The following is a 21,750-nucleotide window of genomic DNA, read 5'->3' as shown; positions in this document are numbered from 1 at the left end:
AAGGTGAAGCCATTTTTTTCCTTTGATAATATTTTAGCATTTTATTTTTATGAAATTTAAGAATAATTGTTGAACAAATTTTGTTTAAAACTAATTTCTTAGGTGAACCATATTTATATCAAAGGTGTATGAGGTAGATTTGTATGGATCGTTTTTTGAAAAATATTGGACAGGATGCTAAATCCTTTGCAAGAATCTTTGATTTGATCAAAGATTTAGTATTTATTATGGAAGTTAGTGATCAATCTTTTCGTTATTTATATATGAATAAATCGGCATACGAAGTTATGGATTTAAAGCAAGACATTATTGGTAAAGAAATGCAATACGTTCTACCAAAAGAAATGTCCACATTTTTAATTAGTAAGTACAAAGAGGTTGTAACAACTGGAAAATCATTGGAGTTTGAATCAAACCTATTTCCCTCAAATCGTGAATTTATCGGCGAGACTTCATTAAATCCTATTTTAAATAAAGAAGGAGACTGTCAATACATCTTAGCTATTGTAAGAGATGTAACGGAGCGGGAAAGACATCGGATTGAGTTGGCCAACATGGCTTTTTATGATTATTTAACAGGGTTGCCGAATCGACGTACATTTGAGGATAGATTAACTAAGGCTATCAATCAGGCGGCTCGTACAAACAAGAAGATTGCGGTCATGATGCTGGATGGTTATAACATAAAGAAGATCAATGATAAATATGGACATGATGCAGGAGATATGGCTATTAAAGAAATGGCTTTTCGGATAAAAGGCTGTGTTAGACAAAACGATACGGTGGCAAGGTTTGGCGGCGATGAAATGGGAATTATTATAGCTAATATAGATTCCAATGAGATGGCAGAGGTTATTGCAAATCGTGTATTAGAATCTTTTGAAGCACCTTTTTATATTAATGAGCATGAATTGCAGCTTGGTGTTGGAATAGGAGTATCCTTTTATCCTGATCATGCAATTGACAAAAGCCTTTTGGTTAAATATGCAGATAAGGCCTTGTACGATGCGAAAAAGAAGGGGAAACTTGAATATAGAATTTTTACAAATAAGGAATAATAAAATTAATTTGTCAACATATTTTTCTGAGAAATTTCGACATGTTTTTTACAATAAAACTATTGATTGAACGATAACTCGATGATATAATGTGAAACATCGAGCAAAAAACTTTATTCATCTGAATAAAGTTAAAGTCTCTGGCGGATGCCTCAGATTTTTTTGAAAATTGTTATCAACGCAGTGTTTCGTTTCTTAGATAAACGAGGCATTGCGTTTTTTAATACTTCCTCTTGGAAGAGGTGAAATGAAAAGATGGATATTGCAAAATTAAAAGATGAAATCATTGCCTATAGTAAAGAAATTGGAATAGAAAAAGTCGGTTTTACAAGTGCAGATCCATTTGTTGAGTTGAAACAACGCTTATATACCCAACAAAAATTAAATTACCAGTCAGGTTTTGAAGAAAGTGATATCGAAAAAAGAACAAATCCTAAACTCCTTTTGTCAGGTGCCGAGTCTATCATTTCGATAGCACTTGCCTATCCTTCCAAATTGAAAGATGCTCCGCGAAGTATACGAGAAGAGCGGCGTGGACTTTTTTGCCGTGCTTCATGGGGTACGGATTATCATCATATATTACGAGATCGTTTAAATAAATTAGAAGAGTTTATTTTAGAAAAAATCCCTGATGCCCAAATTAAATCGATGGTGGATACAGGTGAGTTATCCGATCGGGCCGTTGCTGAAAGAGCAGGAATAGGTTGGAGTGGAAAGAATTGTGCGGTCATAACACCGGAATTTGGTTCCTATGTCTACTTAGGTGAAATGATTACAACCATTCCCTTTCCATCAGATCAGCCAATTGAAGATATGTGCGGTACATGTACGAAGTGTTTGGAAGCCTGTCCAACAGGTGCGTTAGTGCAGGGGGGACAAATAAATGCAACGAAATGCATTGGGTTTTTAACACAAACAAAAGGGTTTATAGAGGATGAATATCGGGTCAAGATCGGGAACCGTGTATATGGCTGCGATACATGTCAAATGGTTTGTCCTCATAATAAGGGGAAAAATTTCGACTTCCATGTTGAGATGGATCCGGATCCAGAGGTTGTGAAGCCTAAGTTAAAATCACTTCTTTTTATCAGCAATAAAGAGTTTAAAGAAAAGTTCGGTCCGCTTGCTGGATCGTGGAGAGGGAAGAAGCCAATCCAAAGAAATGCAATTATTGGCTTAGCCCATTATAAGGATGAAACAGCTATCAATGATCTTGCGAAGGTCTTGTCTGAAGATACACGTCCAGTTTTAAGAGGTACAGCTGCTTGGGCGATTGGAAAAATTGGAGCTCCTGAAGGCAAGTCTATATTGGAACGTGCTAAGGAAAAGGAGAAGGATGAACAGGTTTTACATGAGATTGATAAGGGTCTAAAATTATTGGAAACTTCAATTGAAAGGTCATGATGAGGATGGCAAGAGAAATCTTTTATACAGAAATGGACAGCCCTGTTGGTCCGTTAACGATTATCGGGACAAAAGAAAACGGTTTATGCAATATTGAATTCGGTTTAATCGGGGACGCCCGGGACAAGCTTATGGCTTGGCTTAAAAAGCACGTGCCGGATGGCGAGTTAAAATACAGTAATGAAGAACTTCTCCCAGTAGTACAAGCGTTGGACGACTATTTTAAAGGAAATCACCAAAAGAATTTTGACTTACCAATCAAGCTGCACGGAACTCCATTCCAAAAGAAAGTCTGGAACGAGCTTTTAAATATAGAATATGGTTCAACGAAATCCTATAAAGACATTGCTGAAGCCATCGCTGCACCGAAAGCAGTTCGGGCGATTGGCACCGCGATTGGGCAGAATCCGGTACCTATCATTATCCCGTGTCACCGTGTTATTAATACCAACGGAAAACTAGGGGGATTTACCGGCGGTCTTGATAAAAAAATAAAACTGTTAGAATTAGAAAAGATGAAGTGCCTATAGCCCATATAGGCACTTTATTCTTTTTTAATACATATACATATAACCATGAATGTCCTCCTGAAGAAAGGATGAGAAAATATGGCATCATGGTTAGAGGAACTAGAACAGCTTGTAAATCACCGGCTTAATATGTTAATTGGGAACAAAGTGGGCTATAGAAACGCACTTCAACTTAATGAAGACGATCAACTTTTAATAGAAAAAACAATAAATCAATTTAGAAAACGTAAATCTCAAATCGTTAAAGCGACTACTAATGCCCAAATTATTAGTGAAAAAAATATCGATGATGTACGCTATATAGATTATGTACTTCATCATCAGTATTTGGTTAAGCAACCGAAAGATAAATTTTATATAGAAGAAAATATTGAACAGAGACAAGCAATCATTAAAAATAACCAAATTATGATGGATTCCACAATAAAGAAAGAACCGACCGCTATTGAGGAAACAGAGGGACCGATCAGGCTTGAAGAATATAAACATTCCGAGGACATCCCAAGGCAAAGCTATTATTATGACCGAAGAGCAGCTGTGCAATATGCTGAAAGATGGTGGAATAGCTACAATCCGAAATATAAACAATTTAAAGACGATTGTACAAACTTTATTTCGCAATGCGTACACGAGGGCGGGATTCCGATGGTGGGATTTGGAAATCGAAATAAAGGATGGTGGTTTAGCGGTCAATCTTGGAGCTATAGCTGGACTGTTGCTAATTCCTTTCGTTGGCATTTAAGTGGTGCGAAACAAGGAATTATAGCACAAGAGGTTCCTTCTCCCAGCCACTTAAATATTGGTGATTTAATTTGTTATGATTTTGAAGGTGACGGGAGATGGAATCATAATACTATTGTTGTAGCCAAGGATGTAAATAATGAGCCGCTAGTAAATGCCCACACCTATAATAGTCGGATGCGCTACTGGGCATATGAAGATTCCAGTGCGTATACCCCCAATATTAAATACAAGTTTTTTCATATTCTAGATAGAAAATAGATGTATGCTATAATATAAAGGTTGAATTCAATTTTTAAAGAATTAGAGGGTGAAAGTATGGGGATACATGTCGTACTATATCAACCAGAAATTCCAGCTAATACGGGGAATATAGCGAGAACTTGTGCAGCTACAAATACACCATTGCACTTAATCCATCCACTTGGATTTTCCACTGAAGATAAATATTTAAAAAGAGCCGGTCTGGACTATTGGGAGTTTGTAAAAATTCATAATTATGATTCATTGGATGTTTTTTTTGAACAAAACAAAGGCGGAAAATATTATTTCATAACGAAATTTGGAAAGAACAAACATACAGATTTTGATTTAAGCAATATAGAGGAAGAAATATATTTTATATTCGGGAAAGAAACAACGGGATTGCCGAAGGACTTGATCGCCGCGCATCCTGAAAACTGTTTACGCCTGCCGATGACTGAAAATGTTAGATCGCTTAATTTATCGAATACGGCTGCGATCATAGTCTATGAAGCACTAAGACAACAAAATTACCCTAGTTTAGCATAAAAAATGACCTTAGTTAGGAGCAACTCCTTTGCTAAGGTCATTTTTTAAAAAAGAAGCAGTGTCTAGCTCCAGCGACCAGCGACTAGTGGACTTCGTCCACCTCCCTACGATAAGTCAACATCGAATCGCTAGCGCTCTTCGTGTTTCCTTTATCTCAGTCGATGTGCTCCAGTCCTTACGTCGCTAAACGGTCGCTTCCGCTTTTCGAATTAATTTTGGTTCGGCTTATCATTGTATCCAGAAGTGAAAATAGCTGTTAAGAATGCAAGGATAACGACCATTATTAAAATAAAACCCATGGAAATTCCTCCCTTATGTAAGAGTTCCTTAAGACACAATATAGCTTTATTATAGCCCAACTTGTCCTAACTGTGAATGAAAAGTATGAAGAAAATTTAACTTTATTATGTACAACGAATCAATGACAAAATGACTTTAGATGCATAGGCTGTAGGAAGCATTCTATTTATTTTAAATAGTTGTTTAAGAATAAAAGACATGTTAAGCAACAATACAGCATAAAGTGATATAAACCACTAAATTGAATCTCAACTTAGAGGGAGGTACTTATGGACATCTTAAAAAAGATTCAAATGCACCGTGAGGAAGAGGAACGTTTGGCGTGGGAAGGTACCTTCGCTGAATATTTGGACATTGTGAAAGAAAGACCGTATGTGGCGCAAACAGCTCATTCCCGAGTATATAATATGATTAAAGATGCTGGAGTCGAGGAAATTGAAGGAGAAAAAAAATATTCATTTTTCCGTAATCAAATGTTTGGGATTGATGATGCCATTGAGCGGTTAGTAGAGGAATACTTTCATCCTGCAGCTAAAAGGCTTGATGTAAAAAAACGAATTTTATTATTAATGGGACCTGTTAGTGGTGGTAAATCTACACTTGTTACAATGCTCAAAAGAGGCTTGGAAGCATATTCACGAACTGACAAAGGTGCTGTTTATGCAATCAAGGGTTGTCCAATGCATGAAGATCCCCTCCACATGATTCCGCCCAATCTTCGCGAAGATTTTCATAAGGAATATGGAATCCGGATTGAAGGAAATCTTTCACCATTAAATATGATGAGGCTTGAAGAAGAATATGGCGGTCGGATTGAGGATGTTATAGTTGAAAGGATCTTCTTTTCGGAAAATAAGCGGGTTGGTATTGGAACATTTAGTCCATCTGATCCCAAATCACAGGATATTGCTGATTTAACAGGAAGTATCGACTTTTCAACCATTGCCGAATTCGGCTCTGAATCTGACCCTCGTGCTTATCGCTTTGACGGTGAGTTAAATAAAGCAAACCGTGGAATGATGGAATTCCAGGAAATGCTGAAATGTGATGAGAAATTCCTATGGCATTTACTTTCCTTAACGCAAGAAGGCAATTTCAAAGCTGGTCGCTTTGCTTTAATTAGTGCAGATGAATTAATCATCGCCCATACGAATGAAGCGGAATATCGATCGTTTATTTCCAATAAGAAAAACGAAGCATTGCACTCTCGGATCATTGTTATGCCTGTTCCTTACAACTTAAGCTATAGTGAGGAAGAGCGGATTTACGAGAAGATGATCAATGAAAGTGAGATGGCTCATGTTCATATTGCGCCGCACACGCTAAAGGTTGCGGCTATGTTCACCATTTTAACCCGTTTAAAAGATTCTAAAAAAGCGGGAGTCGACCATGTGAAGAAGATGAGGCTGTATGACGGGGAAATTCTTGAAGGCTTTAATGATGTTGATGTGGAAGAAATGAGAAGGGAGCATATTGATGAAGGAATGAAAGGAATTGATCCGCGTTATGTTATCAACCGGATTTCTTCAGCTATCATTCGTAAGGATTCACCATCGATTAATGCTCTGGATGTATTGCGATCATTGAAGGATGGTTTAGATCAGCATGCTTCCATTTCTAATGAGGATCGGGAACGATTCATGAATTTCATTTCTGTTGCCCGCAGAGAATATGACGAAATCGCTAAGAAAGAAGTACAAAAAGCATTCGTTTATTCATATGAGGAATCAGCTAAAACGTTAATGGATAATTACCTTGATAATGTCGAGGCATTCTGCAATAAGAATAAGCTTCGCGACCCATTAACGGGTGAAGAAATGAATCCAGATGAAAAATTAATGCGTTCCATTGAAGAGCAAATCGGAATCTCTGAAAATGCGAAAAAAGCATTCCGTGAAGAAATTTTGATTAGAATTTCAGCCTACGCTCGTAAAGGAAAGCGCTTTGATTACAATTCACACGAAAGATTGCGTGAAGCAATCCAGAAAAAGCTATTTGCTGACTTGAAAGATATTGTTAAAATCACAACTTCCTCCAAGACACCGGATGAGCAGCAACTTAAGAAAATCAATGAGGTTGTGGCAACACTTATTGATGAATACGGCTATAATTCAACATCTGCAAATGAGTTATTACGTTATGTTGGAAGTTTGTTGAATCGATAAAAATAAAAAAGGTTCCCAAAGATGCCCAAAAAAGTTTAGCTTTTGGGCATCTTTTTTGTATAATCGAATTAGCTATATTTAAAAGAAAAACTGAGTTAGGAGATTTCGATGAGTTCCCGTAATGAAAACAAAACATTTAAACTTGCGATATTAGGTGTACTTACTGCAATCGTTATTATCCAAACGTTTATTCCTTTTCTCGGTTACATCCCAGTTGGCCCGCTTAGTTTAACGATTATTCCCATTACCGTAATCGTGACAGCATTTGTATTTGGTCCTAAAAATGGAGCCATTGTTGGTGGAATTTGGGGTTTGATCACTTTTATCAGAGCGTTTATAGCTCCGACTAGTCCACTGGCACCGCTTATTTTTACGAATCCATTAATATCCGTAGTACCGAGAATATTAATTGGTGTGATTGCCGGCTATGCTTTCATTGCTTTTTCAAAAACGAAGCTACGTTCTGCCGGGTCGATGAGAATCGCTGCATTACTGGGGACAATGACGAATACGATATTAGTACTCGGATTAACCTATCTTTTTTATAAAGAGCCCTATGCGAATGCAATGGACATGGATGTAAGTGAAGTATTGCCGGCTATTCTATACATACTTGTAACAAATGGAATAGCGGAAGCGGTACTTGCAGCTATTATTGCGCCGATTATTGCGAGGCCATTATTAAAGTTAAATAAAAAATAATATATAAAAAAGCTGTTGATTACCCAACAGCTTTTTTCAAAAAAATATTATAATTCCATATTAAAGTAATCCGCCTAAAAGACCGCCAACAACTCCAACTACGCCACCTAGTAAGTTACCAAGACCTGATAATACATCAACAGATAAACCTAGAGCTAAACCTAAATTAATCAAATTGTTCACCTCCTACCCTAACAAAGTGTTTTATTGAAATCTACAAATTAATCATAATCAATTTTGCTGTTCTAAATAACCGTATATATCGACAATATAAGTGAAGAATCACACAATTTTAGTTGCGGAATCACGCAGAAAATTGTTGAAAAAAGAGGCCGAAATTGTCAGCCTCTTTTGCTTTATATTGATAATTTTATAGATAAAGAATGCCTTTCTCCATACCCCTCATGATTGCGCCAACCCGTGTATAAACACCCATCTTCTGGTATATGGAAGTGATATGATATTCCACTGTCCGTTTGCTGATATGCAGGTCTTTAGCGATCTCCTGATTATTTTTTTCTTTAGAAATAAGATGTAAAATTTCTATTTCAGTCATAGTTAAATTGTGTGGTGCACTATCAGCCATTATTAAATGGTGGGGTAGTAACACATTTCCAAGGTAACTTTGTCGAATAGCATTAATTACTTTTTCGAATGGTTCTTCTTTCAATAAATAGGCGTGGATGCCCAATTGATAAGCAATTTTAATAAACTCATTACAGTTATAATCTGTGAATATTATTATTTTTATAGAATCTTTGTATGTATTTTTAATAGTTTTGACTAACTCTATCCCTTTTCCATTTTTTAAGAAAGGATCCATGATTATAACATCAGGTTTACATTTTTCAATGGATGTTAGTACTTTTTGACCATCATTCGTTTTTTCAATTACTTCAAAGTCATCTACCTTATCAAGATAATCACAAATTGCACACACAACGAAAGGGTGATTATCCAAAATCATTAACTTAATATTACGGTTCATTTTATCTCACCTTCCTAAAACAAAACCATTTATGTCAAATTATGTATAATTATATCATCAAGGATACAGTTGAATGTAAATATTCACCAAACTTTAATAACTTCCGAATATTTGGGACTTAAATATCATTGACAATGTGAGATTCACAATTCATTCAATTTTTCGTAAAAAAATCACAGAATATGGAAAAGAGCAGTAGTAAAATAGAAGTAAGTAATATTGCATTTGATATTAATGTGTGAGAGGAGAATTTGAATGAAGATTTTAATAGTTTTTGTTTCTTCTCATGGGACTACAGAAAAGGCTGCACACATGTTATCTGACTTCTTAGAAGGCAATGTGAAAATTTTAGATTTGAATATGAATGCACACCCGGATTTAACCCCGTATGACGGTGTTATTATCGGCGCTTCGATTCATGGTGGTTTCATTTCTCGTAAAGAGAAAAAATTTATTTCTCAAAATATTGACATGTTAGCTTCAAAGAAAATCGGTCTTTACCTTTGCTGCATGCGGGAAGGGGAAGACGCTGTGGAACAATTTGAACATGCATTTCCGAAAAAATTAAGAGACAAAGCCTTAACAAGCGGCTTGTTTGGAGGAGAATTCCTATTCTCCAAAATGAATTTCCTAGAAAAAATGATTGTTAAAAAAGTAAGCGGTGAAACTGATGATGTATCGAAGCTTGATGTAGATTTAATTAAGGAATTTGCTAGACAATTTAACTCGGAAATTCTTTGTGATGTATAACTCCTTTGAGCGAAAATGGGGGTGCTAAAGTAATGAAAGCAAAAGGGACATTATCTATTCTTGTTTTCTTCATTGTTGTCCTATCAACGGCGGCAACAATAGCTGGTATATTTTCTTCCGAAGGTCCAGGTCCATTCGAATATGAAACGATCCGTGGAGAGACTGTTATGATTTATGGAAAAGGAATATATCAGCATATGTCTCTGGAGGTTGCCCCACAAGGGATAGCGCAGGATGTGGTAACATTATTTATGGGTGTTCCGATCCTGTTAATCGCTCTTTACTTAACGAGGAGAGGGTGGCTAAGAGGTAGAATCTTACTTGCTGGTACACTGGGCTACTTTTTCGTAACTTACCTATTATATATGCTAATGTGTATGTTTAATAATTTTTTTCTAATATACGTCATTCTTACTTCACTAAGTTTTTTTGCCTTATCACTAACATTATTTTCTTTTGATTTAGATATGTTGCGTACTTGTTTTAACAAAGGTAGGGCAATGAAGGGGGTCAGCGGCTTTTTGATTTTCAATGCTACAATCATGGGATTGCTTTGGCTAGGTGTAGTCGTTCCACCACTTTTGAACGGCAGCATACCGTTACAAGTAGAACATTATACAACTCTTGTTGTGCAAGCCGTGGATTTAGCACTATTATTACCAATTGCATTTGTAGCGGGCGTTTTGTTGTTGAAAGATAGATTATTAGGGTATTTGCTAGTCCCGGTCTATATGCATTTTTTAGCCTTATTAATGACGGCACTTAGTGCAAAAATAATAGGAATGTCCATTCTTGGAACTGAAGTCGGTCCGGCGATCATTGTTATACCGATTATAAATTTGACAGCCATTTTTTGTGTAATTGTAATTTGGAAAAATATTAATGAGAGGGCGTGGGTGAAAATAAGATAGCCTGAAATAGGATTAAAAAGGTAGAAAAAAGGGAATAGCATAGCATAGAACAAATAGAGTCAACCATGTGTTGGCTTTTTTGTTTTGGGAGAAGCTACTCTTATACAAATTATTTGAAGAAGGGATTATTAAAATATGAAACTTGAGTCACTTCAGTTGCCTCCTGACATTGAGGCGATGGTCAAGAATAAAAGGCAAACTTCAATCGAAGATTTTGGGAATTTAGTTGGAAAGGCCGGCTATAAGCCCGCAGATCAAAGCATTATTCATGATGCCGTTATTGCTTTGGCCCTTCGTAAAAATATTTTATTAAAAGGACCAACTGGTTCGGGAAAAACAAAGCTGGCAGAAACTTTATCAGCCTTATTTTCGCAGCCTATGCACAGCATTAATTGTTCCGTTGATTTGGATGCTGAAAGTTTGCTCGGGTTTAAAACAATTGCGAATGAAGACGGAAAAACATCGATTGAATTTGTTGAAGGTCCCGTTATCAAAGCAATGAAGATGGGGCATCTATTATATATCGATGAAATTAATATGGCAAAACCGGAAACATTGCCGATTCTCAATGGAGTCCTTGACTACAGGAGAATGATAACAAATCCGTTTACAGGTGAAATTGTTAAGGCCGCGAATGATTTTACCGTTATTGCCGCTATTAATGAAGGGTATGTTGGGACCGTTCCTTTAAATGAAGCTTTGAAAAATCGATTTGTCGTTTTGGAAGTGCCTTACATTCAAGGGGAGATTTTAAAGCAGGTTTTACTAGAACAATCCCAGTTAAAGGATGAAGTGTTGGTCAATCGCTTTGTAACCTTCTCAGCCGATCTGATTACACAGGTGAAAAATGGTCAAATCTCAGAGGAGGCGGCATCGATTCGAGCATTGTTGGATACCTGTGATTTAGCTAAGTTTATACCTCCACTTCGTGCGATTCAAAGAGGTGTTATTGAAAAATTGGATGATGACCGTGAAAAAGCGGCAATAAAGAATATTGCTGAAACGCTGTTTGAGTGAGGATTAGCGATGAGTTTTATTAAATTTAACGAAGATAAAGTAGATTCCTTTTTGTTCATGGAGCTATCAGACGTAGCCCGAACTTTAACGAAAAATAAACAGCTGGAAGTTGAGTATGGTTACAAATCCTACTATGATCCCCATGAAAATAAAATTTTTATTAGCCGGTTTTGGGATGATTACTCTACACTTGAAAAAAGATTTGGGTTATTCAGCGATGTTTTTTTGACTAGCATTAGCAGTGGAGATTATTTTGACAAAATGGTTGCAAAGGAACTGGTTGAGAAATCTGATGCTCGTCTGCTTGTTAGTTTTACGAGACAGCTATTTGTCTTGCTTGAGGATTTGCGGCTTGAAGATATTTTTATAAAAAAAAGACCCGGAACTAGGAAGATATTTGCGGTTAGGAGGCAAGTGTTCCGGAGATATTTTTCAAGTCAATTAAATGTCAATACTACTCGTGGTGTCTATACGGATGCTTTGTTTAATTTAATATATGTACTTTTGTCGGCAGAGTCTCCGTTTGTTGAGTATCCTAGCATCCATGCTAAGATTGATCCGGTTATCCCGTTCGTTCAAACTGAAGTGACGAAGGTCTTTGATGCAAAGTCCACTAGGGATATTGCCAAGATCACATTCACGGTGATGGAAGTGTTGGAAGAATTGCTTCAGGCTGATATGCTGAACCTCTATTTTTATATTTCTGAAAATGTTTATAAAAAAATGGACGATGGGCTTACATATGATGATTTAAAGCGGCGCAATGGATTGAAAAATAATGATGTTTTGGATAAGGAAAAGGAAGGAGATGAAGATGTCCATTCTGAAAAACTCCCGACATGGCATCAAGAGACAGAGGATACAACGAAAAGTTTTCTTAAATTTGATTTAGAGCAGGGCACGCAGACGGATTTGATCGGCGAAGGAGTTAGGGAAGGAGAAGCGGGTGACCAAGCGTTGGCAGTTGTACAGGGGAAATCCGGGAAATCCAAACATAAGGATTTTTCGGAAGTTGAGGCTGTGGAGGCCAATGACGCAGAGGCTTTGTCAGGTGCAGCTAACGACGAAAAATATGGGAGAGCAAATAAATTTGCCGTTCCCATTCATGTGCGGCTAAACCAAACAACCATTGCAGAAAAAGAAAGATACGATGAGTTTAAAACGGCCATTATGCCTTATCAGAAAAAATTAAAGCAAATGATTCAAAAAACATTGGAGCATAAAAAAATACTCCCACGGGAGGACCTGCACATTGGCAGATTAAATAAAAAGTTGATTCGCTATTTTACAGATGAAAATCCGAGGTTATTTTACAAGAAAAATCAACCGTCACCCGAAATTGATGCGGTATTCTCTCTGCTTGTTGATTGCTCAGCTTCCATGTATGACAAAATGGACCAGACTAAACTCGGGATCACCTTGTTTCATGAAGCACTTAGCGGTGTGGGGGTTCCGCATAATATTGTCGGCTTTTGGGAGGATTCCAGTGATGCAACTGAGGTGAGACAGCCCAATTGCTTTAAAACAGTTGTTGATTTCGCGAATTTTGCGGATTCAAAATCAGGTCCAAAAATAATGCAGCTGGAGCCTGAAGAAGATAACCGCGACGGCTTTGCCATTCGTATGATGTGTGAGCGGCTCCTGCAACGGCATGAAAAACAAAAATTTCTGCTCGTCTTTTCAGATGGTGAACCCGCCGCCTTTGATTATGTAGAAAATGGAATCATCGATACTCACGAGGCAGTAGTTAACGGCCGCAAAAAGGGAATTGAAATCATCAATGTTTTCCTGGCAAATGGTGAAATAACCGAAAGCCAGCAAACAACAATAAAGAATATTTATGGGAAATATAGTATTTTAGTGCCTGTTATCGATGATCTCCCTGATATTCTGTTTCCACTCTTGAAGAAGTTGCTGTTGCGGAGTATATGATGGGTTAATGATTCCTGTTATTGGCGTCGGGAAGGTAGAACGGGAATCATAGAGTGTGTATGGTTCCTGATTTTTTTGTTATGCGGCCCAAATCGGGCCGGAGTTCCCGACCCTGTGTCCCACTTAATATACACTTGGGACGTGGATAAAGTCGCGTCAGCGATTTTGTCCTTGCTGGATTTTTACCACAAATTCGTGAATCATTTGATTTAATTCTTTCGCTGCTTTTGTTGGAATCTGATGCTTTGTGTTAATGACCCTTAATTCATTTTGTGGGAGCATTTCATGTAGAATTTTTGCATACTGATGAAAGGCTTTATCCTTACTGCCAAAAGCTAGTAAAGTCGGCAGGTCAATACTGGGTAATTGATGTGTACAATTATAATGCAGACTACAGTTATAGTACTGTTTGATATTCCTTATATCCCCTTTTATGGATTCCCGGTACATCATTTTAAATATTTCAAAGGTATTCGCATTTCCAAATGAAATAGCGAGCCCCAGCAGCTTTTTGGCTTTTATTTTTGAAAGCAGCCTTGCGATGATAATTCGTTTTTCGTTATAGAAATCCTTAATCTCGGACATACCACTTATAATAATGCCCCCTAATGCTCGTTCTTTATGATTTAGCAAAAATTCTAATACGATAGAACCTCCCGTTGAATAGCCGCAAATAAATGCTTTTTCAATTTTGAGATGGTCTAAAAGCTGTTTAATATCATTTCCAATCATCTGATAAGTGATTGACTCCTTTGAAAAAGCGCTCCGCCCATGCCCTCTAATATCAAAAGTAATAACCTTATATTTTTGCGATAATTCCTCCACTTGATATTTAAAATTGGTACTTGTAAGTAACGGAGGATGAATAAAAACAAGAGGTATGCCTTTACCGTTTGCATTGTAGTAAAGGCCATTCTCCACATCTGATAACATTGGCAAGCTAATCACCTTTTTAATATAAATACTAGAAATAGTAGATAGCTCTACTTATCCTTTTTTATTTTTTACACGCTAGGGCTTTCTTATACGAAGCCCGTGGATCATTATGGAGTTTATTGGATTCTGGAACCGAGCCGGAGTTCCTGACCCTGTGGCTCACCCCAGAACCGCCCCCGCGTCCCAGCACCACACCCCGCACCCCGTTTTCTCCCATGATTCTTGTCCAATTTAGCTGAAAAGTAAAAATTATATAGCAATTATTTAAATCAATTGCATAGGATAAAGTAAACTCTTATAAATGGAAACCTTCCCCATTTAGCATATGAGGTTAGAAAAAGTTTGTTACAAAATTGAAAACTTTAGCTTAAGGAGGGAAAATAAAATGACAGCAGGCAATGAAAAGCATTTTTCAATTTCAGAGGAAGACTGGTCCCTCCACCGGAAAGGACATGATGATCAACAACGGCACCAGGAAAAAGTAAAAGAAGCTATAAAAAATAATCTGCCAGACCTAATTACAGAAGAAAGTATAATCATGTCTAACGGTCGGGAAGTCGTGAAGATACCTATACGTTCATTGGATGAATACAAAATTCGTTATAATTACGATAAAACTAAACATGTGGGCCAGGGTGATGGGGAAAGCCAAGTTGGTGATGTTGTTGCTCGTGACGGATCTGGTGAAAAAGCTGCTGGAAAAGGGCAAGGTGCAGGGGATCAGGCAGGGGAAGATTATTTTGAAGCAGAAGTATCTTTAATGGAAATTGAAGCAGCACTTTTCAAAGAATTGGAGTTACCGAATCTACAGCAAAAAGAACGTGATGAAAATGTTGTAGAGGATATTGATTTTAATGATGTTAGAAAAACAGGGTTAATGGGGAATATTGATAAAAAACGAACACTCAAAAATGCTTTTGTTCGGAATGCGATGAAGGGGGAGCCAAGCTTCCAACCAATTTATCGCGAAGATATCCGCTTTAAAACTTGGAATGAGATTGTTAAGCCTGAATCAAAAGCAGTTGTAATTGCCATGATGGATACGTCGGGCTCAATGGGGATCTGGGAAAAGTATATGGCACGCAGCTTTTTCTTCTGGATGACAAGGTTTTTACGAACAAAATATGAAACCGTTGAAATTGAATTTATTGCCCATCATACGGAAGCAAAGGTCGTTACAGAGGATGACTTTTTCTCCAAAGGGGAAAGCGGAGGAACCATTTGTTCATCTGCCTATCGAAAAGCCTTGGAAATCATTGAGCAAAAATATCATCCAACCAAATTCAACATTTATCCTTTCCACTTTTCAGATGGAGACAATTTAACCTCGGACAATGCCCGGTGTGTGAAGTTGGTGGGGGATTTAATGAAAGTCAGCAATATGTTCGGCTACGGTGAGGTCAATCAATACAATCGCCATAGCACCCTCATGTCAGCTTATAAAAACATTAACGATGAAAAATTCCGCTATTATATTTTAAAGCAAAAATCAGATGTATATACAGCAATGCGCAGCTTCTTCCGGAAGGAAGATGAAAGTAAGGCGTTTGCATAAATCCCTGGGAACAGGGATTTTTTCTTTTTCTGTTGACAATCGGAATCGAGGATAAGTATAATATGTGTAACCGGTTACAGATACACACTAGAAGTTCAATCTTGGAGTTGGTTTTTTTTGAGCACAATTAGAGATGTTGCAAAGGTTGCGGGAGTTTCTGTTGCAACCGTTTCAAGAGTTTTAAACAATAAAGGATATGTTAATGAGGACACACGGAAAAAGGTAGAGGCAGCTATTGAGAGTTTAAATTACAAACCAAATGCAGTTGCGAGAAGTCTTTTTAAAAAACAATCTAAAATGATCGGCTTAATTGTTCCGGATATAACAAATCCATTTTTCCCCCAACTAGCAAGAGCGGTTGAAGATGTAACGAACCATTTAGGATATACATTGGTATTATGTAATTCTGATGAGGACATAATAAAAGAGCAAAAGTATATTGAAATACTTAATCAAAAATATGTAGATGGATTTATTGTTGTTACAAGTACATTAAAAGCGGAACATATCAAAGATTTAAAGGTTCCTATTGTTGCCCTCGATAGGCCAATAAATTCAGATACACCAACAGTATCGGTCAATAATTATGAGGGATCTAGACTTGCAACTAAATTTCTGTGTGATACTGGATGTCAAAAAATTGCACATGTTCGAGGACCACATGATGTCTTAACGGCGGATAAACGTTGCAGAGGGTACTTAGATGAAGTCCAAGATTTAGATTGGTTTCATCCCGAATTAGTCGTTAACGGAAATTTCAATATTAATAAAACCAAAGAAATAGCAAAAGAACTTTTAACTCTGCATCCGGATATCGATGGAATTTTTGCAGGTAATGATCTTATGGCTGTCGGCGTTATAAAGGCAGCTGAGGAATTAGGGATTAAAATTCCTGAGCAATTATCTATTATCGGTTTTGATGGAATTACACTATGTGAAACAACATCCCCAGAACTAACAACAATAGCTCAGCCCATTTATAATATTGGATCTAAAGCAGTGCAAATCCTAGTTGACTTAATCGAGAATCGACCACTTGAACAAAATAATTATACATTTTCTGTGGAGTTAATCGAACGCCAATCAACTAAACCGAGGTGAATAAATTGAGTCGAAAAATAATCGTAATTGGAAGCATTAATATGGATTTAGTAACATCTGCCCTTGTATTCCCTAAAGCAGGGGAAACATTAATTGGAACATCTTTTCTTACGATCCCTGGTGGAAAAGGTGCAAACCAAGCGGTTGCTGCTGCAAGACTAGGGGCAGATGTATCATTAATAGGATGTGTCGGGGATGATTTATTTGGTAAGGAATTGGTTGACCACTTAAAAGAGCAACAGGTTTCTTTACCTAATGTGGAACCGGTTACACATACGAAAACAGGAATTGCTTCCATAACTTTGGCAGAGGGCGATAATAGCATTATTGTAGTTCCAGGTGCAAACTATCATGTAACACCAGAGCTTGTTGCTAAATACGAAGAACTAATTGCCTCATGTGATACTATGCTTTTACAATTAGAGATTCCAATGGAATCAGTAGAAATGGCAGTGAAGATCGGAAGAAAGTATGGGCTAACTATTATTTTAAATCCTGCTCCAATCGCGAAGCTGTCGAAAGAAATATTACTAAACATTGACTATATTACTCCGAACGAGCATGAGGTAGTTGAACTACTTGAAGGATTAGATGAAGTGCAAAGAAACACGTTAAAAGAAAAGCTAATTATTACTAAAGGTGCAAAAGGTATCACATACTATAAAAATGGCAACGAACAACATATCGATAGTTATCCGGTTGAAGTGGTGGATACGACAGGGGCAGGCGATTCTTTTAACGGAGCGCTTGCTGTCGCCTTGACTACTGGCAACAGTATTGATAAAGCATGTCAATTTGCAAATGCAGTAGGAGCCTTGGCGGTTACGAAATTGGGTGCACAAAGCGGGATGCCTACAAAAGAAGAGGTTGAGATATTCCTTAATAGCAAGAGAGGATGAAGTCATCTGTGAAAAAGAACGGAATATTAAATAGCCATATCGCATCCGTGTTAGCAGAACTAGGGCATACGGACACAATTGTAATAGCAGATTGTGGTTTGCCGATTCCGAGCGGGGTCAAAAGGATTGACCTTTCCTTAAAGATCGGAGTTCCAAGCTTTTTAGAAACGCTAAATACCATTATTCAAGATATGGAAGTTGAAGCAGCAACATTGGCTACTGAAATTCAAGAAAAAAACCCAGGTATTAATAAGTCAATCGAAGACTTATTAGCAGGTAAAGAATTAACTTATGTTTCTCATGAGCAATTTAAAGAATTAACTAAAGAAGCGAAGGTCGTAATTAGAACAGGGGAGGCATCCCCTTATGCGAATATAATCCTTCAAGCTGGAGTGATTTTCTAATGGAAAAACAACCATTAATAGAAATGAAGCAAATTAGTAAATCATTTTCTGGAAATCGAGTACTAGAAAATGTGGATTTTGAACTGCTCCCTGGGGAGATCCATGCGCTAATGGGTGAAAATGGAGCGGGGAAGTCAACGCTGATGAAAATTCTAACCGGGATCTATGAACGGGATACAGGTTCTATTTTTGTAAAAGGAAACGAGGTTTCATTTACAAATCCAAAGCAGGCTGAAAAAGCTGGGATAGCTGTTATTCATCAGGAATTAAACATTATTCCGTATTTAACAGTAAGTGAGAATATGTTTCTAGGTAAAGAGTTAACGACAGGTCGTTTGGGGATTCTACGAACAAAAGAAATGAAAGAGAAGACGAAGGAATATTTAAATCGACTTGGAGTCGATTTAGACCCCAATTTGGAAGCAGGGAGACTTTCAGTCGGTCAACAACAGATGATTGAAATAGCCCGAGCTGTATCTACAAATGCAGAAGTTTTAATAATGGACGAGCCAACGGCTGCTTTAACCGATAGGGAAATAGAGGCACTTTTCCAAGTTATAAATGGTTTAAAAGCAAGCGGAGTAGGAATTGTGTATATTTCGCATCGAATGGAAGAGATCTTTACAATCTGTGATCGGATTTCCGTGCTGAGAGACGGAGAATTCATTGGAACCAATAAAATCAAGGATACTAATTTTGATGAAGTAGTCAAAATGATGGTAGGTCGACAGTTAGGTGAACGCTTTCCAACACGAACAACAACACCCGGCAAGGAAAGATTACGAATCGAGAATTTCACAAGTAATGGGAAATTTAAGGATGTAAATTTTGCTGTTCGAGAGGGAGAAATACTTGGTGTAGCTGGTTTAATGGGTGCTGGCAGGACCGAAATAATGGAGGCGCTATTTGGTGCTCTTCCAACCCAAAGTGGAAAGGTGTTTATCGACGGTGAAGAAATGAATATTAGAACACCTTATGATGCTATTAAATCAGGAATTGGGTTCATTACTGAAGATCGAAAAGTAGAAGGATTAGTATTGGACTTAACTGTTCGAGAAAATTTTGCTCTACCCAATTTATTACGTCTATCTAACAAAGGCGTAATTTCAACTCAAAAAGAAAACGAGTTTGTTAGTCAAATGATAGATAAATTGCATGTGAAAACCTCAAGTTCAGAACAATTAGTAAAGTCCCTAAGTGGTGGAAATCAGCAAAAGATAGTAATTGGAAAATGGTTAGGGATTAACCCAAGAATTCTAATTTTAGATGAGCCAACTAGGGGAGTCGACGTTGGGGCTAAAAAGGAAATCTACCACATTATGAATGAATTAACGGAACAAGGTGTATCGATTATCATGGTCTCTTCGGAATTACCTGAAATTTTAGGGATGAGTGATCGTATTTTAGTCATTCATGAAGGTGAAGTCTCTGCAATCTTAGAGCGTGATGGAGCAGATCAAGAGAAGATTATGCAAGCCGCAACGGGAGGGAATTAGAATGGAAAAATCAAAAATTTCAACTTCATTGCAGAAACTAGGGCCTCTCCTTGGTTTTGCTTTACTTACCATTATTTTATCAATTTTGAGTCCAAACTTTTTATCATTGGATAATATTTTAAACATTCTTCGTCAAGTATCGATTAATGCACTGATTGCTTTTGGGATGACATTTGTTATTTTAACTGGGGGTATTGATCTTTCCGTTGGGTCAATGCTGGCTCTCTCGGCCGCCTTAACCGCTGGATTTATGGCAGGTGGGATGGACCCGATTTTGGCGATGCTGATTGGATTATTAGCTGGTGCTTTGATGGGTGCTTTTAATGGTTTTGTAATAACAAAGGGAAAGGTTGCACCGTTTATTGCGACGCTAGCAACGATGACAATCTTTAGAGGATTGGCTTTAGTTTATACGGAAGGCCGCCCAATTACGGGGTTATCAAAGGATTTATCGTTTGAATTAATGGGGAGAGGGTATTTCTTTGGGATTCCTGTTCCGGTTATTTGGATGTTAGTAAGTTATGCAATTTTGTACTTTATTCTAAAGAAAACAACCTTTGGACGAAGAGTTTATGCCATTGGTGGAAATGAAGAAGCTTCGATTTTATCAGGTATTAAAGTAGATCAAGTAAAAATTTGGGTTTATTCAATCACAGGTCTTTTATCTGCATTAGCAGGGATTATTTTAACATCACGTTTAAACTCTGCCCAACCTACTGCTGGGACCGCTTATGAGCTTGATGCCATTGCGGCAGTTGTACTTGGTGGAACTAGTTTATCAGGTGGACGTGGTTGGATTTTTGGGACAATGGTAGGTGCCCTGATTATTGGGGTTCTAAATAATGGTTTAAATTTATTAGATGTTTCATCATTCTACCAACAAGTCGTTAAAGGAGGTGTTATCCTTTTAGCGGTAATTTTAGATCGTAAAAAGTCAGCTTAACACAAGATCTTAAAAAATGAAAAATGGGAGGATGTACAAATGAAAAACTGGTTAAAAGTTTTACTTCTTGCAGCATTTACTATGATTTTAGTTGCAGGCTGCTCAACAAAAGCGCCTGGTTCTACTGAAGAGCCCGCTACATCAGGTGAAAACAAGGGAGCACCGGCTACAGATTCAATGAAGCTTGGTTTATCAATTTCAACATTAAACAATCCTTTCTTTGTAACTTTAAAGGAAGGTGCGGAAGCAGAAGCGAAAAAGCAAGGTATTCAGATCACAACTATTGATGCTCAAAATGACCCTGCTAAGCAAATTAGTGATATTGAGGATTTAATTCAACAAGGGGTTTCTGCATTAATTATTAATCCAACTGACTCTGCGGCAGTCGTGTCTGCGATTGAATCTGCAAACAATGCTGGAATTCCAGTTATTACAGTTGACCGTAGTGCAGAAGGTGGAGAGGTTGTTGCCCATATTGCCTCTGATAACGCTGCAGGTGGTAAAATGGCTGGAGAATTCATTCTTGAAACTTTAGGAAATAAAGGCAAAATTGTTGAGCTTGAGGGTATTCCAGGTTCTTCTGCTGCACGTGAGCGCGGAGAAGGATTCCATAGTGCTGTTGATGGTGTAGAAGGCGTAAAAGTGGTAGCCAAGCAAGCTGCAGATTTTGACAGAGCAAAAGGCTTAACAGTAATGGAAAACATTCTTCAAGGTAACAAAGACATCCAAGCTGTATTTGCTCATAACGATGAGATGGCCCTTGGTGCATTAGAAGCATTAGCTGCTGCTGGATTAAAAGATGTATTAGTAGTAGGTTTTGATGCAACTGAAGATGCAGTAAAAGCAGTAGAAGATGGTCGTATGGGAGCAACAGTTGCCCAAAAGCCTGACTTAATTGGTCAAAAGGGTGTTGAGACAGCAATCTCTGTTATTAAAGGAGAAAAGGTTGAGGAATTTATTCCTGTAGAGCTTGAATTAATTAAGTAATATAAAATTTAAATATGAATCAAGAGCCAGCAGAGATGCTGGCTTTTTGTGCGACGGGCAGTCGCATGGAGTGTTAACTTAGTTGACACTCTTCTTTTTCTTTGTTGGACAGAGACGTCATTTCGATGAAACGAATGTT

The 21,750-nt window shown here is 37.5% G+C and carries 20 protein-coding genes; 18 read left to right on the top strand and 2 right to left on the bottom strand.

Going from position 1 to position 21,750, the window contains the following annotated elements:
• The first annotated feature begins 143 nt into the window (after positions 1-143).
• From P9E47_RS19985 to P9E47_RS19955, 7 genes are all read left to right on the top strand, one after another.
• Complete coding sequence (locus P9E47_RS19985; protein ID WP_326152734.1) at positions 144-1,058, top strand: GGDEF domain-containing protein; 915 nt, start codon at positions 144-146, stop codon at positions 1,056-1,058.
• Between the two features lie 255 nt (positions 1,059-1,313).
• Positions 1,314-2,462 (top strand): tRNA epoxyqueuosine(34) reductase QueG, encoded by a 1,149-nt coding sequence (queG, locus tag P9E47_RS19980; protein ID WP_003331605.1) that lies wholly within the window; start codon positions 1,314-1,316, stop codon positions 2,460-2,462.
• Positions 2,462-2,992: a methylated-DNA--[protein]-cysteine S-methyltransferase gene (locus P9E47_RS19975; RefSeq protein ID WP_326164519.1), complete on the top strand. Its 531-nt coding sequence runs from the start codon at positions 2,462-2,464 to the stop codon at positions 2,990-2,992. Before queG ends, P9E47_RS19975 begins: the two co-directional genes overlap by 1 nt.
• Positions 2,993-3,070: 78 nt before the next feature.
• A complete protein-coding gene (locus P9E47_RS19970) occupies positions 3,071-3,994 on the top strand; it encodes an amidase domain-containing protein (RefSeq protein ID WP_326164518.1) in 924 nt (307 codons plus the stop codon).
• 57 nt (positions 3,995-4,051) lie between these two features.
• Entirely contained in the window at positions 4,052-4,525 is a 474-nt protein-coding gene (trmL, locus tag P9E47_RS19965) for a tRNA (uridine(34)/cytosine(34)/5-carboxymethylaminomethyluridine(34)-2'-O)-methyltransferase TrmL (RefSeq protein WP_326164517.1), read from the top strand.
• Positions 4,526-5,094: 569 nt separating this feature from the next.
• Positions 5,095-6,990, top strand: coding sequence for a PrkA family serine protein kinase (locus P9E47_RS19960; RefSeq protein WP_003331601.1), 1,896 nt, complete (start codon positions 5,095-5,097; stop codon positions 6,988-6,990).
• Positions 6,991-7,098: 108 nt separating this feature from the next.
• Positions 7,099-7,692 (top strand): ECF transporter S component, encoded by a 594-nt coding sequence (locus tag P9E47_RS19955; protein ID WP_003331600.1) that lies wholly within the window; start codon positions 7,099-7,101, stop codon positions 7,690-7,692.
• A 370-nt stretch (positions 7,693-8,062) separates the two neighbouring features.
• Here the strand turns inward: P9E47_RS19955 and P9E47_RS19950 are convergent, their stop codons facing one another.
• Positions 8,063-8,680, bottom strand: coding sequence for a response regulator transcription factor (locus P9E47_RS19950; RefSeq protein ID WP_326164515.1), 618 nt, complete (start codon positions 8,678-8,680; stop codon positions 8,063-8,065).
• Positions 8,681-8,935: 255 nt separating this feature from the next.
• Between P9E47_RS19950 and P9E47_RS19945 the strand changes: the two genes are divergently transcribed.
• The 4 genes from P9E47_RS19945 to P9E47_RS19930 all read left to right on the top strand — a co-directional run bounded on the left by P9E47_RS19945 (position 8,936) and on the right by P9E47_RS19930 (position 13,290).
• The gene (locus tag P9E47_RS19945; protein ID WP_003331598.1) at positions 8,936-9,430 is read left to right on the top strand and encodes a flavodoxin domain-containing protein; all 495 of its coding nucleotides are present in this window, start codon (positions 8,936-8,938) and stop codon (positions 9,428-9,430) included.
• Between the two features lie 32 nt (positions 9,431-9,462).
• Positions 9,463-10,341 carry a hypothetical protein gene (locus P9E47_RS19940; RefSeq protein WP_326164513.1) on the top strand — a complete coding sequence of 293 codons (879 nt, stop codon included), beginning with the start codon at positions 9,463-9,465 and terminating at the stop codon, positions 10,339-10,341.
• A gap of 135 nt (positions 10,342-10,476) precedes the next feature.
• Entirely contained in the window at positions 10,477-11,358 is an 882-nt protein-coding gene (locus P9E47_RS19935; RefSeq protein ID WP_326164511.1) for an ATP-binding protein, read from the top strand.
• A 9-nt stretch (positions 11,359-11,367) separates the two neighbouring features.
• Positions 11,368-13,290, top strand: coding sequence for a vWA domain-containing protein (locus P9E47_RS19930; protein ID WP_326164508.1), 1,923 nt, complete (start codon positions 11,368-11,370; stop codon positions 13,288-13,290).
• 156 nt (positions 13,291-13,446) lie between these two features.
• Here the strand turns inward: P9E47_RS19930 and P9E47_RS19925 are convergent, their stop codons facing one another.
• A complete protein-coding gene (locus P9E47_RS19925) occupies positions 13,447-14,229 on the bottom strand; it encodes an alpha/beta fold hydrolase (RefSeq protein WP_326164506.1) in 783 nt (260 codons plus the stop codon).
• A gap of 382 nt (positions 14,230-14,611) precedes the next feature.
• Here P9E47_RS19925 and yhbH point away from each other — a divergent pair, with 382 nt between their 5' ends.
• From yhbH to rbsB, 7 genes are all read left to right on the top strand, one after another.
• Positions 14,612-15,781 (top strand): sporulation protein YhbH, encoded by a 1,170-nt coding sequence (gene yhbH, locus P9E47_RS19920; RefSeq protein ID WP_003329427.1) that lies wholly within the window; start codon positions 14,612-14,614, stop codon positions 15,779-15,781.
• 117 nt (positions 15,782-15,898) lie between these two features.
• Entirely contained in the window at positions 15,899-16,882 is a 984-nt protein-coding gene (locus P9E47_RS19915) for a LacI family DNA-binding transcriptional regulator (RefSeq protein ID WP_326164504.1), read from the top strand.
• Complete coding sequence (gene rbsK / locus P9E47_RS19910; protein WP_407697209.1) at positions 16,879-17,781, top strand: ribokinase; 903 nt, start codon at positions 16,879-16,881, stop codon at positions 17,779-17,781. The genes P9E47_RS19915 and rbsK overlap by 4 nt, the downstream gene beginning before the upstream one ends.
• An 8-nt stretch (positions 17,782-17,789) precedes the next feature.
• Positions 17,790-18,185 carry a D-ribose pyranase gene (rbsD, locus tag P9E47_RS19905; RefSeq protein WP_326164499.1) on the top strand — a complete coding sequence of 132 codons (396 nt, stop codon included), beginning with the start codon at positions 17,790-17,792 and terminating at the stop codon, positions 18,183-18,185.
• Positions 18,185-19,681 (top strand): sugar ABC transporter ATP-binding protein, encoded by a 1,497-nt coding sequence (locus P9E47_RS19900; RefSeq protein ID WP_326164498.1) that lies wholly within the window; start codon positions 18,185-18,187, stop codon positions 19,679-19,681. The genes rbsD and P9E47_RS19900 overlap by 1 nt, the downstream gene beginning before the upstream one ends.
• Before the next feature lies 1 nt (position 19,682).
• Entirely contained in the window at positions 19,683-20,624 is a 942-nt protein-coding gene (locus P9E47_RS19895) for an ABC transporter permease (RefSeq protein ID WP_326164496.1), read from the top strand.
• A gap of 39 nt (positions 20,625-20,663) precedes the next feature.
• On the top strand, positions 20,664-21,611 hold the full coding sequence (gene rbsB, locus P9E47_RS19890) for a ribose ABC transporter substrate-binding protein RbsB (RefSeq protein WP_326164494.1): 948 nt from the start codon (positions 20,664-20,666) through the stop codon (positions 21,609-21,611).
• Positions 21,612-21,750: the final 139 nt, after the last annotated feature.

Source organism: Schinkia azotoformans (assembly GCF_035811335.1).
In the GTDB taxonomy this organism is placed as follows: Bacteria; Bacillota; Bacilli; order Bacillales; family Bacillaceae_J; genus Schinkia; species Schinkia azotoformans.
This window is presented reverse-complemented; position numbering and strand designations above follow the sequence as displayed.

Excerpts from the sequence above, each read along its gene's own strand:
- P9E47_RS19985 (WP_326152734.1), top strand. The coding sequence starts at position 144 with ATGGATCGTTTTTTGAAAAATATTGGACAGGATGCTAAATCCTTTGCA.
- queG (WP_003331605.1), top strand. The coding sequence starts at position 1,314 with ATGGATATTGCAAAATTAAAAGATGAAATCATTGCCTATAGTAAAGAA.
- P9E47_RS19975 (WP_326164519.1), top strand. The coding sequence starts at position 2,462 with ATGAGGATGGCAAGAGAAATCTTTTATACAGAAATGGACAGCCCTGTT.
- P9E47_RS19970 (WP_326164518.1), top strand. The coding sequence starts at position 3,071 with ATGGCATCATGGTTAGAGGAACTAGAACAGCTTGTAAATCACCGGCTT.
- trmL (WP_326164517.1), top strand. The coding sequence starts at position 4,052 with ATGGGGATACATGTCGTACTATATCAACCAGAAATTCCAGCTAATACG.
- P9E47_RS19960 (WP_003331601.1), top strand. The coding sequence starts at position 5,095 with ATGGACATCTTAAAAAAGATTCAAATGCACCGTGAGGAAGAGGAACGT.
- P9E47_RS19955 (WP_003331600.1), top strand. The coding sequence starts at position 7,099 with ATGAGTTCCCGTAATGAAAACAAAACATTTAAACTTGCGATATTAGGT.
- P9E47_RS19950 (WP_326164515.1), bottom strand. The coding sequence starts at position 8,680 with ATGAACCGTAATATTAAGTTAATGATTTTGGATAATCACCCTTTCGTT.
- P9E47_RS19945 (WP_003331598.1), top strand. The coding sequence starts at position 8,936 with ATGAAGATTTTAATAGTTTTTGTTTCTTCTCATGGGACTACAGAAAAG.
- P9E47_RS19940 (WP_326164513.1), top strand. The coding sequence starts at position 9,463 with ATGAAAGCAAAAGGGACATTATCTATTCTTGTTTTCTTCATTGTTGTC.
- P9E47_RS19935 (WP_326164511.1), top strand. The coding sequence starts at position 10,477 with ATGAAACTTGAGTCACTTCAGTTGCCTCCTGACATTGAGGCGATGGTC.
- P9E47_RS19930 (WP_326164508.1), top strand. The coding sequence starts at position 11,368 with ATGAGTTTTATTAAATTTAACGAAGATAAAGTAGATTCCTTTTTGTTC.
- yhbH (WP_003329427.1), top strand. The coding sequence starts at position 14,612 with ATGACAGCAGGCAATGAAAAGCATTTTTCAATTTCAGAGGAAGACTGG.
- P9E47_RS19900 (WP_326164498.1), top strand. The coding sequence starts at position 18,185 with ATGGAAAAACAACCATTAATAGAAATGAAGCAAATTAGTAAATCATTT.
- P9E47_RS19895 (WP_326164496.1), top strand. The coding sequence starts at position 19,683 with ATGGAAAAATCAAAAATTTCAACTTCATTGCAGAAACTAGGGCCTCTC.
- rbsB (WP_326164494.1), top strand. The coding sequence starts at position 20,664 with ATGAAAAACTGGTTAAAAGTTTTACTTCTTGCAGCATTTACTATGATT.